Origin of the sequence: Chitinophaga sp. CB10, from assembly GCA_001870995.2 — a bacterium.
GTDB lineage: Bacteria > Bacteroidota > Bacteroidia > Chitinophagales > Chitinophagaceae > Chitinophaga.
On sequence record MLAV02000003.1, the window covers coordinates 160,258 to 175,439 of the forward strand.

General features: G+C 48.8%; 9 protein-coding genes. 5 read left to right on the forward strand and 4 right to left on the reverse strand.

Features of this window, described 5'->3' with window-relative positions; all coding sequences use genetic code 11:
• Window positions 1–36: 36 nt before the first annotated feature.
• From rpoN to recA, 3 genes are all read left to right on the forward strand, one after another.
• On the forward strand, window positions 37–1,518 hold the full coding sequence (rpoN, locus tag BOC67_RS06085) for an RNA polymerase factor sigma-54 (RefSeq protein WP_291908345.1): 1,482 nt from the start codon (window positions 37–39) through the stop codon (window positions 1,516–1,518).
• Between the two features lie 7 nt (window positions 1,519–1,525).
• Entirely contained in the window at window positions 1,526–2,221 is a 696-nt protein-coding gene (locus BOC67_RS06090) for a hypothetical protein (RefSeq protein WP_291908347.1), read from the forward strand.
• A gap of 538 nt (window positions 2,222–2,759) precedes the next feature.
• Complete coding sequence (recA, locus tag BOC67_RS06095) at window positions 2,760–3,773, forward strand: recombinase RecA (RefSeq protein ID WP_291908348.1); 1,014 nt, start codon at window positions 2,760–2,762, stop codon at window positions 3,771–3,773.
• 1,025 nt (window positions 3,774–4,798) lie between these two features.
• Here recA and typA read toward each other — a convergent pair.
• Window positions 4,799–6,607: a translational GTPase TypA gene (typA, locus tag BOC67_RS06100; RefSeq protein WP_291908350.1), complete on the reverse strand. Its 1,809-nt coding sequence runs from the start codon at window positions 6,605–6,607 to the stop codon at window positions 4,799–4,801.
• Between the two features lie 233 nt (window positions 6,608–6,840).
• Between typA and BOC67_RS06105 the strand changes: the two genes are divergently transcribed.
• Entirely contained in the window at window positions 6,841–7,833 is a 993-nt protein-coding gene (locus BOC67_RS06105) for an alpha/beta hydrolase (RefSeq protein ID WP_291908351.1), read from the forward strand.
• 126 nt (window positions 7,834–7,959) lie between these two features.
• Here the strand turns inward: BOC67_RS06105 and BOC67_RS06110 are convergent, their stop codons facing one another.
• Window positions 7,960–10,188, reverse strand: a complete 2,229-nt coding sequence (locus BOC67_RS06110) for a patatin-like phospholipase family protein (protein WP_291908352.1) — start codon at window positions 10,186–10,188, stop codon at window positions 7,960–7,962.
• Between the two features lie 62 nt (window positions 10,189–10,250).
• Window positions 10,251–11,294 (reverse strand): COX15/CtaA family protein, encoded by a 1,044-nt coding sequence (locus BOC67_RS06115; RefSeq protein ID WP_291908353.1) that lies wholly within the window; start codon window positions 11,292–11,294, stop codon window positions 10,251–10,253.
• Between the two features lie 178 nt (window positions 11,295–11,472).
• Here BOC67_RS06115 and BOC67_RS06120 point away from each other — a divergent pair, with 178 nt between their 5' ends.
• A complete protein-coding gene (locus BOC67_RS06120) occupies window positions 11,473–11,913 on the forward strand; it encodes a hypothetical protein (protein WP_291908355.1) in 441 nt (146 codons plus the stop codon).
• Between the two features lie 77 nt (window positions 11,914–11,990).
• On the opposite strand, the gene BOC67_RS06125 is transcribed toward BOC67_RS06120, so the two are convergent.
• Window positions 11,991–14,978 (reverse strand): glycoside hydrolase family 3 N-terminal domain-containing protein, encoded by a 2,988-nt coding sequence (locus BOC67_RS06125; RefSeq protein WP_291908356.1) that lies wholly within the window; start codon window positions 14,976–14,978, stop codon window positions 11,991–11,993.
• Window positions 14,979–15,182 lie beyond the last annotated feature (204 nt).

Genomic DNA, 15,182 nt, shown 5'->3' on the forward strand with positions numbered 1-15,182 from the left:
CAATTACCAATCACTGAAAAAGGATTGGCCTGAGATATGTTAAAACAGACACAACAACAGAAGTTATTACAGAAGCTGTCACCACAGCAGATTCAGTTAATGAAGCTGCTGCAGGTACCTACTGTCAACCTGGAAGAGCGGATCAAGGAAGAACTGGAGGAAAACCCCGCACTGGAGTACGGGGAGGAAGCCCATGAGGATGAGTTTAAAGAACAGGATGAATTTGAGTCTGATGACGATGAATTTGAACCAGATGGCAGTGAGTCCGATTATGATAACATCGATATCTCAGAATACGTGAATGATGGAGATGACGAGGTGGCAGATTATAAATTAAGGGACGACAACTATCCAGACCCGGATGAGAGCAATAAAACCATCCCTGTAAGGGTAGAAACTTCCTTCCATGAACACCTGCTTAGCCAGTTGGGCATGCTGGAGCTGGATGAGCGCCAGAATGCCATTGCAGAGCAAATCATCGGTAGTATCGATGACGATGGGTATTTAAGGAGAGAAGTAAGTGCGATTGTGGACGACCTTTCGTTCTCGCAGAATATCTCCACTGATGATGACGAAATCAAAGAACTGATCAAAAAGATACAGGAATTTGACCCCCCGGGGGTTTGTTGCAGCGACCTGAAAGAGTGTCTGCTCCTGCAGCTGAAGCGTAAGCCGCAGGACGATCCGGGTGTGCGCACCGCGTACCAGATCCTGGAAAATTACTTCGACGAGTTTACCAAGAAGCATTACGAAAAAATACAGAAGGCGTTGAGCCTGAGTGATGAAGCGCTGAAAGAGTCCATCAACCAGATCATTCGCCTGAATCCGAAGCCCGGTGGCAACTATGCTACGCTGAACAAAGCGGAGAGTTATGTACTGCCCGACTTCTTTATCATGAACAACAGCGGCAAGCTGGAGCTGACGCTGAATTCCAGGAATGCGCCGGACCTGCGTATTTCCGGTGGTTACCGCGAGATGCTGAAGGAGTATGACCGGGGCGACAAGAAGGATAAGCGTCAGAAAGAGGCGGTATTGTTCATCAAACAGAAAATAGATGCTGCGAAATGGTTCATTGACGCCATCAAGCAGCGCCAGCATACGTTATTGTCCACCATGGAATCCATTATGGATTACCAGCGTGAGTTTTTCCTCACGGGGGATGAAACCACGATGAAGCCCATGATCCTGAAAGACATTGCGGATCGTACGGGGCTGGACATCTCCACGGTTAGCCGTGTGGCAAACAGTAAGTATGTACAAACAGAATTCGGCACTTTCAAACTGAAGTTCTTCTTCTCTGAGTCCCTGTCTACCGATAGCGGCGAGGAAGTATCTACGAGAGAAGTGAAGAAGATCCTCTCTGATCTCATTGAGGCGGAAAACAAACGTAAGCCTTTGAGCGACGAGCATCTGACGAAGATGCTGCAGGACAAGGGGTACAATATTGCGCGTAGAACCGTGGCCAAGTACAGGGAGCAGTTAAACATTCCCGTGGCCCGTTTAAGAAAAGAACTTTAATCAGATCATGCACCAGGAAGCCATACCATACCATGAAGGCAACCACCAGCCGGCGCCGGAGTTTTCGCCGCAGGCCCGTGCCGTTGCCCAGGTAGTTTCTTACATTACCCATCCGCTTTTTATTCCCACGCTGGTAACCTTTCTGGTATTGCAGTCGCTCCCGGAATATTTCGTAGCGTTTAAGATGTCGAGCAAGCGTTTCGCATTTGACATGCTGTATTTCCGGGTGGTGATCATCAGCCTGTTTTTCCCGTTGCTGACGGTGATGCTGGCGAAAATGCTGGGTTTTATTTCCTCTATTTACCTGAATACCCAGCGCGACAGGATCATTCCTTATGTGGCGATCATCATTTATTATTTCTGGGCATTTTATACATTTTTGGAGGAAGGGGCTGCCCCGAGGTTCTACACGGCTTTTTTCCTGGGTATGTTCCTCGCCATCTCTATTTCCTTCGTTACCAATAGTTTCTGGAAAACCAGTATGCACGCGACCGGCTGGGGCGGCGTAATCGGGTTTTTATTGTCGCTCATGTGGGGGATGCATATGAATGTATCCCTGCCGCTGATCATTACATTTTTTGTAGCGGGGATAGTAGGCACCTGCCGGATGATCCTGAAGGCCCACACTCCTGCCGAGATTTACATTGGCTTTAGCATTGGAATTATTACGCAGCTGGCATCCTGCTGGATGCTGGTGGTTTAGATACTCCACTCTGATTCCTTGTTCTGTATTTAGTTATTAAATAAGAACAAGGAATAGAGTCGAGAATTTAGAATAGCGAAGAAACTTTTTGGGGTTTAACCTGAACAGCCGACTTGCTGTGGTTACATGTCGGTAACTTTGGATGCAAAGGCCGCAAGGCAGGCTAACAAACAACTAACAAACAGAGGGGTTAAACATCAACAACTAAACTTGACAATACAAAAGTCCAGAATTTTCCATTGTGACTCAAGCGTATAACTACGCTTTTTTAAAAAGCGGTATTATTCCCCTTTCTCCCGTTTCTACCCGTTTTAAAAAATTTTTCAGATTTTTTTTCATTGCGCACATCCAATGCGTATTGGCGGATGATCTTTGTATTGTTGATGAGGACAAGCCTCCGGCACAAGATCGAGCTACTATTTTTTTTAGCAATAAAAATAAAATGCTAAAAATTTTAGGAAAATAAAAAATAAGGTTTTAATTTAGCAGAACAGTTCGTGATTTGCTGATATTTTAAATTTGTAAAAAACTTACTTATATGTCTACAGCCAATGCAGAAAAACTAAAGGCGCTTCGCCTTACAATGGACAAGATTGAGAAAGATTTCGGAAAGGGATCTGTGATGATGATGGGCGAGAAAGCGGAAGCGCCGATGGAAGTAATTTCTACCGGTTCTTTAGGCTTGGATATAGCGCTTGGAATCAGCGGTTTTCCGAAGGGCAGGATTATAGAGATCTATGGACCTGAGTCTTCCGGTAAAACTACCATTGCGATACATACAATAGCAGAAGCACAGAAGAAAGGTGGTATCTGCGCAATTATAGATGCGGAGCATGCTTTTGACAGCAGCTATGCAAAAAGACTGGGTGTGGATGTAGACTCCCTGTTGATTTCCCAGCCGGATCATGGTGAGCAGGCATTGGAAATCGCGGACCGTCTGATCCTGTCCGGCGCCGTGGATGTGGTGGTAATTGACTCCGTTGCGGCGCTGGTTCCTAAAGGGGAGCTGGAAGGCGAAATGGGAGAAAGCAAAATGGGTCTGCAAGCCCGTCTGATGTCTCAGGCGCTGCGTAAGCTGACTGCTACCATTTCCAAAACTAACTGCTGCTGCATATTCATTAACCAGTTACGTGAAAAGATCGGTGTTATGTTTGGTAATCCGGAAACTACAACCGGCGGTAACGCACTGAAGTTCTATGCTTCTGTGAGATTGGATATCCGTCGTATGAGTCAGATTAAGGATGGAGATGAGGCTATCGGTAACCGCGTGAAGGTGAAAGTGGTGAAAAATAAAGTAGCGCCTCCGTTCCGTCAAGCTGAATTCGATATCATCTATGGTCAGGGTATCTCCAAAACAGGGGAAATCATCGACATGGGTGTGGAATACGGTATCGTTCAGAAGAGCGGTAGCTGGTTCAGCTATGACAGCAACAAATTGGGTCAGGGCCGCGATGCAGTAAAACAATTACTGCTGGATAATCCGGAACTGGCAGCAGAGATTGAAGGAAAGATCAAAGCTAAACTGGCTGAACAACAGGCAGCAGAGGCTTAATAACAAAGCAATCCACTGACAAATAATAGCATAGCCTTGGCTTCATCGCTGAGGCTATGAGAAAAATCAATGTCGCATCGCGGCCAGGGGAAGCTATTGCCCGAAGGAATTGGGTATAAAAGGGTGGTAGTTTTCTGTGGAGGTGCGAGGGGATGCCGGGAATGCTGGAAAGGTGAGCCGGAGGAGATGCCTGAACGGTCAACTGAAGGGTCAACCGAAGGGTCTACCAGAGGAATAACCTGGCAACCTTAATGACTGGCAACCTTAATGAATGAAACATTGATAAATATTATTCGCGTCAGCGTAGATAAAAATATCCGATAGAGTATTGAAATTGTCTGATATATCTGTACAAAACCCATCCATTAACCCCAAAACAGTGTATCAGACAATACATCTATCGAAATGAAACTGAAGATCGTTTTAGTTTTAGTAAGCATTGGGTTAGTATGCACATCCCTGCCTTTTCCTGGGCGGGGATTTTTTTTGTTGGTATTGGATGGGATATGGGCCGGGTGGGATGAGGTAAGCGGGATGAGCTGGGTGGTATCAGCCGGTGGCATGAGGTGAGGCGTATTGGATGGGATATGAGCGGGGTGGGATGAGATGAGGGGGATGGGCTAGATGGTACCAGATGGGTGGCATCAGTTGCGGCGTATGGGATGGGATATGGGCTGGGTGGGATGAGATGAGCGGGGGCTGGGTGGTACCAGATGGGAGGCATCAGTTGCGGCGTATGGGATGGGATATGGGCTGGGTGGGATAAGATGAGGGGGATGGGCTAGATGGTACCAGATGGGAGGCATGAGGTGAGACGTATAGGATGAGATACGGGGATGGGTGATATAAAATGAGCGGGATAGACAAGGTGATACCAGACGGGAGCATGAGATGAATGGCATGACCAGGATCGCACAGCTAAAGGGCATAAGACAGGTGGCATGAGCTACGGATGGGTATAATAATACCCCATAAAAAAAGCCGGCGGATCACTCCACCGGCTCGTTATAATATCAAACTAAAACTTACGCTTCAGCTTTAATGCTCTTAGCATATTTCTTACGCTCTTCCTCATCCAGGATCACTTTACGCATACGGATGTGGTTAGGCGTCACCTCGATACACTCGTCGTGCTGGATATACTCCATGCACTCTTCCAGCGTCATCAGGGTTTTAGGCGCAATGTTGGTAGCAGCATCACTTCCGCTCGCACGCATGTTGGTCAGCTTCTTACCTTCGTTTGCGTTTACTACCAGGTCGCCAGGTTTATTGTTTTCACCGATGATCATACCCTTGTAAACTTCTTCTCCCGGATCTACGAAGAAGAAACCACGATCCTGCAGTTTATCCAGGGAGTAACCGGTAGTAGTACCCGCTTCTTTCGCGATCAGTACACCGTTGTTACGGCCAGGGATGGCGCCTTTCCAGGCTTTGTACTCGCTGAAGCGGTGAGCCATTACCGCCTCGCCGGCAGTAGCGGTCAGCATCTGGGTACGCAGACCGATCAGACCGCGGGAAGGAATTTCAAATTCCAGGTGCTGCATTTCACCTTTGGTTTCCATGATCAGCATCTCACCTTTACGGCGGGTTACCAGGTCAATTACTTTACTGGCTGATTCCTGAGGAACGTCTACCACCAGGATCTCATATGGCTCACATTTCTTACCGTCAATGTTTTTCACGATAACCTGTGGCTGACCTACGGTCAACTCATACCCTTCACGACGCATGGTTTCAATCAATACGCCTAAGTGCAGGATACCACGGCCATATACCAGGAAGCTATCCGCGTTGTCAGAATCAACCACGCGCAGCGCCAGGTTCTTTTCTGTTTCTTTGATCAGACGATCACGGAGGTGACGGCTGGTTACAAACTTACCATCCTTACCAAAGAACGGAGAGTTGTTGATGCTGAACAGCATGTTCATGGTAGGCTCATCCACGCTGATCACTGGCAGCGCTTCAGGAGTTTCCGCATCAGCAATGGTATCACCGATGTTGAAACCTTCAATACCTACAACTGCGCAAATGTCGCCCGCTACTACTTCAGTAACCTTTCTCTTACCGAGGGCTTCGAAAATATACAGCTCGCGAACTTTTTGCTTTTTGATAGTACCATCGGCCTGCATCAGGCTTACCCACTGGTTTTCAGTGATGGTACCGCGGGCAACCCTACCTACTGCAATACGACCCAGGAAGGAAGAATAATCCAGGGAAGTGATCTGCAGCTGTAAAGTACCCTCTTCCACTCTGGGCGCCGGAACGTGTTCCAGGATACCGTCCATCAGTGGAGTAATATCTTCAGAAGGAGTCAGTGAACTGTTGAACCAACCATTTTTACCGGAACCGTAATAAGTCGGGAAGTTCAGCTGATCTTCAGTTGCATCCAGGTTAAAGAACAGTTCGAATACGGCATCATGCACCTCGTCAGGACGGCAGTTCTCCTTATCCACCTTGTTGATAACAACAATTGGCTTCAGATTCAGCTGCAACGCTTTCTGCAGTACGAAACGGGTCTGAGGCATCGGTCCTTCGAAGGCATCCACCAGCAGGATCACGCCATCAGCCATTTTCAATACACGCTCTACCTCACCACCAAAGTCGGCGTGGCCCGGAGTATCGATCACATTAATTTTTGTACCCTTGTATTCTACAGAAGCATTCTTACTGAAGATAGTGATACCACGCTCTCTTTCGAGATCGTTATTATCCATGATCAACTCACCGGATTCCTGGTTCTCGCGAAATACGTTTGTCTGATGAAGGATTTTGTCAACCAGGGTAGTCTTACCATGGTCTACGTGTGCGATAATTGCAATATTACGAATATTCATATACTTATATCTTTAGCTATCAGCCATTAACAATTTTTCCGCTAATAGCTACAAAAAGAAGGCGCAAAGGTACGAAAAGCTGGCGAGAATGAAGGCTTCCGGCTTTAAATAAATGTAATCATTTGGTCATGCCGCAAAACTGCGATACAACCGCATGAAAACCAAAAAGTTACACACAACTGATTGTGTTTCATTGTTCTTAAAAAGTCAATACCTTTAAACAAACCATATTTATGAGAAATTATATCGCATTACTGCTCACTTTGCTATGCGCTTTTCAGGCCCGGGCGCAAAGCGTGCCACCGCAAGACGCAATGCTTTCCAGCTACGAATACCCGTTCCCTGTTCACTACCTGGAACTGCATATCCAACAGCAATCGCTTAAGATGGCCTATATGGACCTCCGGCCGGAAAGACCTAACGGCAAAACAGTACTATTGCTCCATGGCAAAAACTTCTGTGCCGCCTACTGGGAACAAACCGCCAAAGACCTCAGCAAAAACGGTTTCCGGGTGATCATGCCGGACCAGATCGGATTCGGTAAATCCGATAAACCATCGCATTTCCAATACACCTTCCAGCAGCTGGCACAAAACACGAAAGCCATCCTCGACACGCTGCATATCAGCAAAGTGGCCGTACTGGGGCATTCCATGGGCGGCATGCTCGCAACCAGGTTTGCCCTGATGTACCCGCAGCTGACGGCACAGCTCATACTGGAAAATCCGATAGGACTGGAAGACTGGAAACTGAAAGTCCCCTACCTCTCCGTAGACCAGTGGTATAAGGGAGAACTGCAACAGAACTACGCTAAGATCAAGCAATACCAGCTGGATAGCTACTACGATGGAAAGTGGAATGCGGACTTCGATAAATGGGCTTCCCTGCAGGCCAGCTGGACGCAAGGCCCCGATTACCCGCTGGTAGCCTGGAATTCAGCGCTTACCTACGATATGATCTTCACCCAGCCGGTGTTCTACGAGTTTGAAAATATACAGGCCCCTACCCTGCTGATCATCGGGCAGCGCGACCGGACGGCGCTGGGCAAAGCCAACGTACCGGAAGCAGTCAGAAAGACCATGGGGAACTATCCGGAATTGGGGAAACAAACCGCCCGGAGGATTAAAAACGCAAAGCTGGTACCTATAGAAGGTATTGGTCATTTGCCTCACATTGAAGCATATACGAAGTTTATTACGCCATTGCTTGCATTTCTGCAAGAGTAACAACGAGGCATGGAGGGCTCATGTTGCCGGGGCCTGCATTCCTGCTGCACTTATGAGTGCCGCCGGGCGCGGGCTGTGCGGAACGCGCATTACACCTTAACCCGTATTACTCCTACAATGCCGTAATTATTTCAGCAGCTTCACCACAAAATCCAGCGCACTCTGATTCGCAGGATTTTCTATCGCATTGGCAATGTCCAGCTTTTCGCGACTGGTGAGGTGCCAGGACAGGGCCGCCGCTTTGTCCTGGTGCTGTGGCACATACTGGAAAATAACCCGGTGGAATTTATTGGGGAAATAACCTTCCATGTAATTGATCAGGTCGTCCTGGTCAAAATCCTGCATAGCGCTCCAATGCTGCTGCATGGTGAAAAGCGGCTCAAACAACAGGTCTGGCAGGTCCTTCGTTTTCTTGATGGGAGAAATATCATTCTTGCGGGTATCGCGCACCTGGATGTACACCACCCCGCTGGTATTTTCGTTTATCCATTCCCGAAAGGTGTACAAATACCGCAGGGTCGTCTGCTGACCGAAGTTATCCCTGATGCCGGCATCCATCACATCCACAATCGGATTACTCGGTAAAAACGCGTTTGGCAGCACGTAAGGGAAGGTGGCACACATCCGGATGGCGCTGGTCACACGCAGGTTGGCTGCGCCCTGCCGGGAAAAGTACTGGGTAAAATCCACTCCGTCAATATCCCGCACCTGGCGGGTAGGATATTTATACTCCGGCGCGCATAAGTAGCTGATCGGCAATGGACTGATCATCAGTCGGCGCCCATCAGCATTGATAGTGGCATTCCAGATCAGCATCGGAATAGTAGCGCTTTCCTCCGCCTGCCGGTAATCCAGGATCACTTTATTGAGTACGTTATCCGTATTCTGATTCAGCTGCTTTTCGAAGGCATATCCTCTATCCTTTGCGTAGTGGTTATTCCCTATTTTGAAGGTCCAGAAAGGGGCTATAAAGTCGTTGACCGCCATGGCGGTAAACACAGGATTCAGCAAATCCTTGGAGACCTTTTCCGGGTACGCCAGGCTGGCCAGCCTTACCGGCTCTCCCTGCTGCTGGCGGTAATACAGTTCCCTGAAATAGGTAGCGCCCATCATACCGCCGGAAGCGCCGGTCATTAGTACGGTATGCGGCATCAAACGCCCTTGCAGCAAGCTATCCAGCCGCTGCAATACATGCATGCTCCACGTAGCGCTCCTGCTGCCCCCGCCGCTGAAATTCATGACGATCAAAGGCGGCTTTTTATCCGCCGGAAATTTCGCCCGCCACTTTTTCAGCACTTCGAGGGTTTGCACCCTGTCGGAATCCGACCGCTCCTTTGTAAAAAATTGCTGTAATGCCTGGGCGCTGTATTCCGGGCGGTTATCCTTCGCTTTATAGTCCAGCCCATAGGCTTTGTTGCGGTTATCGATCAGGTCGTGCTCCACCATCCAGTTCACCCCAATGAGCATAACCACTAAAATGGGAATAGACCAGGTTTGCAGCATGTAGGAAAAAGCGCCGGCAACGCCTATCAGGAATGCGAAAAATATCAGTACGCTGGCGCCGGCAGGAATCCTGAAAGCGTTGTAATCCATCAGGCTGGATAGCACCACCATAAAAATCAGCGCACAGCCTACGGTAATGATCGCGGCAAAGTGATGTTGTTTGAGGATCGAATCCAGGTAATGCTTATTGTAATGGTCCACTTTCCTGGCCCTGCGGATACGCCAGGGTGTGGAGAAGTAATTGCTGACAGGCAGCGCATTTTCATCCGGCTCCTGGGTGGGCTTCAGGATAGTGCGAAGAAAGTTCCGGGGGTTCCCGAACTTCCGCTCCAACCTTCTGCCGATATTCTTATCCGCGTTGAAAAAGTAGAAGAATGAAAAGAAGATCATAAACAGCACGCCACTGATGAACCCTTCTGCCAGGAGGAAAATATCCGGAATTGTGTTCAATTCCTGGTAGCGCTGGTATTCCCAGCCGCGATACAGCAGGCAGATCAGGAAGGCCAGCGGTATCACCGAATTATTCAGGCAGTAACGAAAAAAAGGCTGGCTGGTGGTAGCCAGGAATTTGAACCTGCCGGTATGAAGTATGAAAGTGGTGATATGCCAGCTCATGATGAAGGTGCCCGTGGCAATTCCCAGGATGGCGGTGCTGTAGAAGTTCACTTTCCCAAGGTATTCCGGCGCGAGGAACAATGCATCGCCCCCGAATACCTTCGCAAAACCACCATTAATGGTGCTGAATAATATCACCCAGAAGATTAACAATACCTGGTACTTCCTGAAATGCAGCAACAACAGCTGAACAGGGAAAGAATAGTATGTTTTGATAAGCAATAACTTCACCTTCATCGGACGATAATTACAAATAAAAATACGGATTTGCAACTATGAAACCGTATTTATACCCGTAATTATGCCTTACCCCTGCTCAGGAAATAGGTCCATACCAGCGAGAGCAGCAGCAGCATACCCACGCCCTGGTGGAGTATCGCGAAACTGATAGGGATATGCGTCTGGCTGTTCAGCAAAGTGAGTACGCCCAGTAATACCTGCAATAATACCAGTAATAACGGGAGATACCGGATGGCATGCAGCTGTGTATGGGCTGGTACATGCGCTGATTTCATCCACCAGATCACCACCAGGATGGTAATCAGGTAGGCCAGGCCTCTATGGATAAATTGGATGGTAATCGGGTTGTGGAAAATATCATGGAAGAAGCTGCCGCTGCTGAACATGCCGGTAGGTACCCAGGCGCCGTTGATATCCGGCCAGGTATTGGCATTCAGTGCAGCATGCAGGCCGGCCATAAAAGCCCCGTAAATCAGTTGCAGCACCAGCACGCCCAGGAGCCAGGCGTTGAGGCGGCGCAGATCCGGCACGTGTAATACCTGCTGCTGTTTCACGCTGAGGCGCATCGCGAACCAGAATACATAGCAAAGCAGCACCAGCGCGGAAATAAAGTGAATGGCCAGGCGGATATGGCTTACGCGGATATCTTCGTTATTCAGGCCGCTCACTACCATGATCCAGCCGATTGCGCCCTGCAGGCCGCCCAGTAAAAATAGTATCAGCATGGGATTGATCATGGACTGATCAATCTTCTTTTTTGCGACGAAATAAATGAAAGGAAGCAGGAACACTACGCCCATCAGGCGTGCCCAATCGCGGTGGAACCATTCCCAGAAGTAGATCTGCTTAAAGTCCGCCAGCGTGAAGTGGTTATTCACCAGTTTATACTGTGCGATTTGCTTATACCCGTCAAAAGCGCGCTGCCACGCTTCTTCGTTCATTGGCGGAAAAGCGCCCAACAAAGGCTGCCATTCGGTAATGGACAATCCGGAACCGGTCAAACGGGTAATTCCTCCCAAAAGTACCTGCACTATCAGCATGCCCACGCCTATATATAACCATATGGCCACCGGGCGATTCTTCTTTAATTGTACTGCTTCCATAAACGTTGCGAAATTAGGACAGAAATCAACATCCTCTCCAATTTTCTCACATTATTTTAACAAAGGCGTAATGTTGGCTTAACCCTGCCATCTGATCTTTGCGTCAGAAAATAAAACGGCACCATTGTATTAGCTAATACTGCCCATTTAAAGCACAAAACATTAAAAAATTAATGTCATGAAATTTGTTTTAGCACCCAAAGTGAGCGTGATACTGACAGGAGCTATTTTGTTTGGTACCCTCAATGCAGCAGCGCAGGATAACGCGTTCGCTTTCAACAAAGTAAAATCTGAGATCAGCACTGAAAACGGTTCGCCAAAAGCATCTGCCGTTAACATGCAGCTCAATCAGTCATCCAAAGATGCGCTGTTATTCAGACTTTCCGTGGAAAACCCGGACAACGAAAAGCTCATCTTATATATCAAAGACAAAAATAATTTTACGCTTCACCGCGAAGTTTTACCTGCAACTGTCAGGTATGTAGGCAGCTACAACCTGGATTCACTGGAAGATGGAGATTACTCCTTCGAAATCAGAAGTGGAAAGAACAAGATAATGGAAAAATTTGTGGAGATCCACACATCCACCGTTGTTAACCGTAATGCCTCTGTAGAATAACATGCTGAGCAGCGGCAAAAGAAAAAGGACGCCACGTTTTGAGGCGTCCTTTTCTTTTGTATGACCGGTGGCGGCGATTAAATAGCCGCTTCGTAAAATACATCCATCATTTTACCCCTTGTGTTGAGCGCTGATATTTTCGTATTGGCGCCACCGTTAGGGTACACCCTGTTGCTCAGGAACACGAACACCAGCCCGGTGGAAGGATCAGCCCATACGCAGGTACCCGTAAAACCGGTATGCCCGAAAGTGGCTCCTGTAGCGTGCCGGGAAGGATACGGCTCATTCCGGCTGGCGTTATTCTTTTCCGTTTTGTCGAAGCCCAGTCCTCTGCGACTGATATTGCTCCCGTAGCCGGTAAAGAGTTCCACCGTTTCAGGGCGGAGGTATTGCCTGTTTTTGAAGCTGCCCTTGTTCAGCAGCATCTGCATCAGCACGGCGAGGTCGTGCGCATCGGAAAACAGGCCTGCATGGCCGGCCACTTCTCCGAACATGGCCGCGGTAGGGTCATGCACGTCGCCGCGCAGCAACTGCATGCGGTAAACGGGCTCGCGTTCCGTGGGCGCTATCTGCGACAACGGGAACCGGTTCCTTGGCCGGAAACCGGTGGTTTCCAATCCTAACGGACCGTAAAAAGTTTCCTGTACATATTGATCCAGCGGCTTGCCGGTGAGTTCTTCCACTACCCTACCCAAAAAGATAAAATCCAGGTCGCTGTAAACGTAACCCTGCCGGGTATTCAGCTTGCTGTCCAGGATCTTTTTCCAGAGGGTATCCTTGTAAGTGTCCATCAGGTAGAGGTTTTCGGCTACGCGCGTCGTATAGCCGGGGCCGGAAGCCGTATGAAAGATATTGGGATCAGGCACGCCTGCCGCATCAATCACCTCTTTATAAAAAGGAATGTAAGGAACCAGGCCTGCCTGGTGCAGCAGTACATCCCTGATTTTTAGTCCAGCCTTGTCTGTTCCATGGGTTAGGGGGAGATAAGTACCCAAAGTGGCGTCCAGGTTGATCCGTCCTTCGTCATAAAGTTTCATCACCGCCAGGGTGGTGGCACATACTTTCGTAACGGAGGCTACATCATATATGGATTTGGGCGTTACCGGTTCTTTGCCGTTATACTCAAAGTGGCCGTAGCAGCGGTTAAACACCACCTTCCCGTTTTTTAATGCCAGCACTTCACAGCCCGGTGCAGCGCCTTTGCTGATCATATCGCTGGCCAGGTTATCAATGCGCAGTAAAGTTTGCGGATTAAGCCCTTCTTTTTCTGGTGTGGATTCCGGCAGGCAGGTGTATTCATTCAGCTTATAGGTCACCCCTGACCCGGAAGGGAACGACGGGCAAACGCTTACCGGCAGCTTCCCTTCAGGCGCCAGTTTACCGAATAATATCTCCGCGGCTACTTTCTGGGTAGTGGAATCGTCCTCGTAGGCGGCGATCAGGTGCGGCGCTTCGCAGAAATACTGCAACGCATACGGGTTCCCGAAGACCACTGTAGCGGAAGGCAGCTCCTGTTGCAGCTGGCGTATGAGGAGGCGCTCCGCCATGGTGAGGCCGAAGTTATTGGCCGGGCGGCGGCTGAAGTTATGCAGACTGATGATTACGGCTTTGTAATCCCGTTGGATCCGGGAAACAACGGGCGCAATCTGATCCACCGTCTGCCGGCTGGTAAACACAAAAGCATCGGTTCCCGGCTTGGCGGCTTTTACTGCTTCAATGAATGGGTTGCTGGCATCGGCGCCAACTGCAACCACGGCCAGCTTCTGCTGGGTCATGGCTGGTGAAAACGGGATCAGCTTATCATCGTTGCCGAGCAGGGTAATGGCTTTTTCAGCAATTTTCCTGCGCAGGGAGTCCGTTTTTGCGTTAATATCTTCTGTAATGTTTTTGGTGTCGATGACCTGCGGCTTGTTGAGGCCGAGGTTATATTTGGCGCGCAGTACCCGTTTTACCCTGTTGTTAACCTCTTCCTGGCTGATCTGTCCTTTCTTGATCGCTTTACGGATGGCCTCCACGCTGCCTTTGGCTGTGGAAGGCAGGATCATCAGGTCATTACCTGCCAGCAGGGATTGCAGGGATTCCTGGCCTTTGGAGTAGAATTTAGCGATGCCTTTCATTTCCAACGCATCCGTGATGGCGAGGCCGTCAAAACCCAGTTCCTCCCGAAGCAGTTTGGTAACGGCTTTATAGGAAATGGACGTAGGCGTATTGGCTTTGCTGTCAATAGAAGGAATATAGAGGTGCGCGATCATAATGGATCCTACACCTGCTTCTATAGCAGCCCTGAAAGGATAAAGCTCCAGCGAGTCCAGCTGCTTGCGGGTTTTATTGATGGAAGGCAGGTCCAGGTGGGAATCCACGTTGGTGTCCCCGTGGCCCGGGAAGTGCTTGGCGCTGGCCATGATGCCATTATCCTGCATCCCTTTGATCATGGCGACTCCCATGCGGGCTACCTGGTATTTGTTTTCGCCGAAGGAGCGATCATTGATCACCGGGTTATTCGGGTTGTTGTTCACATCCATGTCCGGCGCAAAGTCGATATGTATGCCGATACGCTTACACTGTTCCGCGAGGATTTTACCGTATTCGTAGGCCAGCGTGCTATCCTGGATGGCGCCTACCATCATATTCCGCGGCAGGGAGATGACGCTGTCCAGCCGCATGCCCAGTCCCCATTCCCCATCGATGGCCACCAGCAGGGGCACTTTGGAAATGGACTGGTAATAATTCGTCAGGTTGGCCTGCCGTACGGGGCCGCCCTGGAAGAAGATCACGCCTCCGACCTTGTTATCCTGTATGTCTTTGATAACGGCATTGATATGGTCCTGCCCGAGGTTGGAGTGGGCGCGTATCATAATCAGTTGGGCGATGCGCTCGTCCGGTGTAAGCGAGTTAAACACACTATCTACCCATGCGGAGGCCGGGTCCTGTTTTCGAATAATGGTATGGCTTTGAGTGGCAGTTTTCCGTTCTTTCTTTTTTGTCACTACCGAAGGCGGCACAGGAATCGCGCTTCCGGTCAACATCAAGCCTGTAAGTCCAGCAACCAGTAAATGTTTCATCATATCATAAACTTACAAATTCTGGCGCACTAAAACCAGTGGCAATCAACTAATTATTAATAATGATTATATGATTTTGTCAGATAAGAAGTTTATTACTAAATTAGATGTAATGCCATTGAAGATATTTTACTGTTTCCACTAGATAATTGAATTGCATTTAGTATTTTTCGAAAAATTTTTAGATTTTTTAATCAATCGTAATTT

Bases quoted from the DNA above. Each gene is read 5' to 3' on its own strand.
- typA (WP_291908350.1), bottom strand. From the start codon at position 6,607: ATGAATATTCGTAATATTGCAATTATCGCACACGTAGACCATGGTAAG.
- BOC67_RS06125 (WP_291908356.1), bottom strand. From the start codon at position 14,978: ATGATGAAACATTTACTGGTTGCTGGACTTACAGGCTTGATGTTGACC.
- BOC67_RS06105 (WP_291908351.1), top strand. From the start codon at position 6,841: ATGAGAAATTATATCGCATTACTGCTCACTTTGCTATGCGCTTTTCAG.
- BOC67_RS06090 (WP_291908347.1), top strand. From the start codon at position 1,526: ATGCACCAGGAAGCCATACCATACCATGAAGGCAACCACCAGCCGGCG.
- recA (WP_291908348.1), top strand. From the start codon at position 2,760: ATGTCTACAGCCAATGCAGAAAAACTAAAGGCGCTTCGCCTTACAATG.
- BOC67_RS06115 (WP_291908353.1), bottom strand. From the start codon at position 11,294: ATGGAAGCAGTACAATTAAAGAAGAATCGCCCGGTGGCCATATGGTTA.
- rpoN (WP_291908345.1), top strand. From the start codon at position 37: ATGTTAAAACAGACACAACAACAGAAGTTATTACAGAAGCTGTCACCA.
- BOC67_RS06110 (WP_291908352.1), bottom strand. From the start codon at position 10,188: ATGAAGGTGAAGTTATTGCTTATCAAAACATACTATTCTTTCCCTGTT.
- BOC67_RS06120 (WP_291908355.1), top strand. From the start codon at position 11,473: ATGAAATTTGTTTTAGCACCCAAAGTGAGCGTGATACTGACAGGAGCT.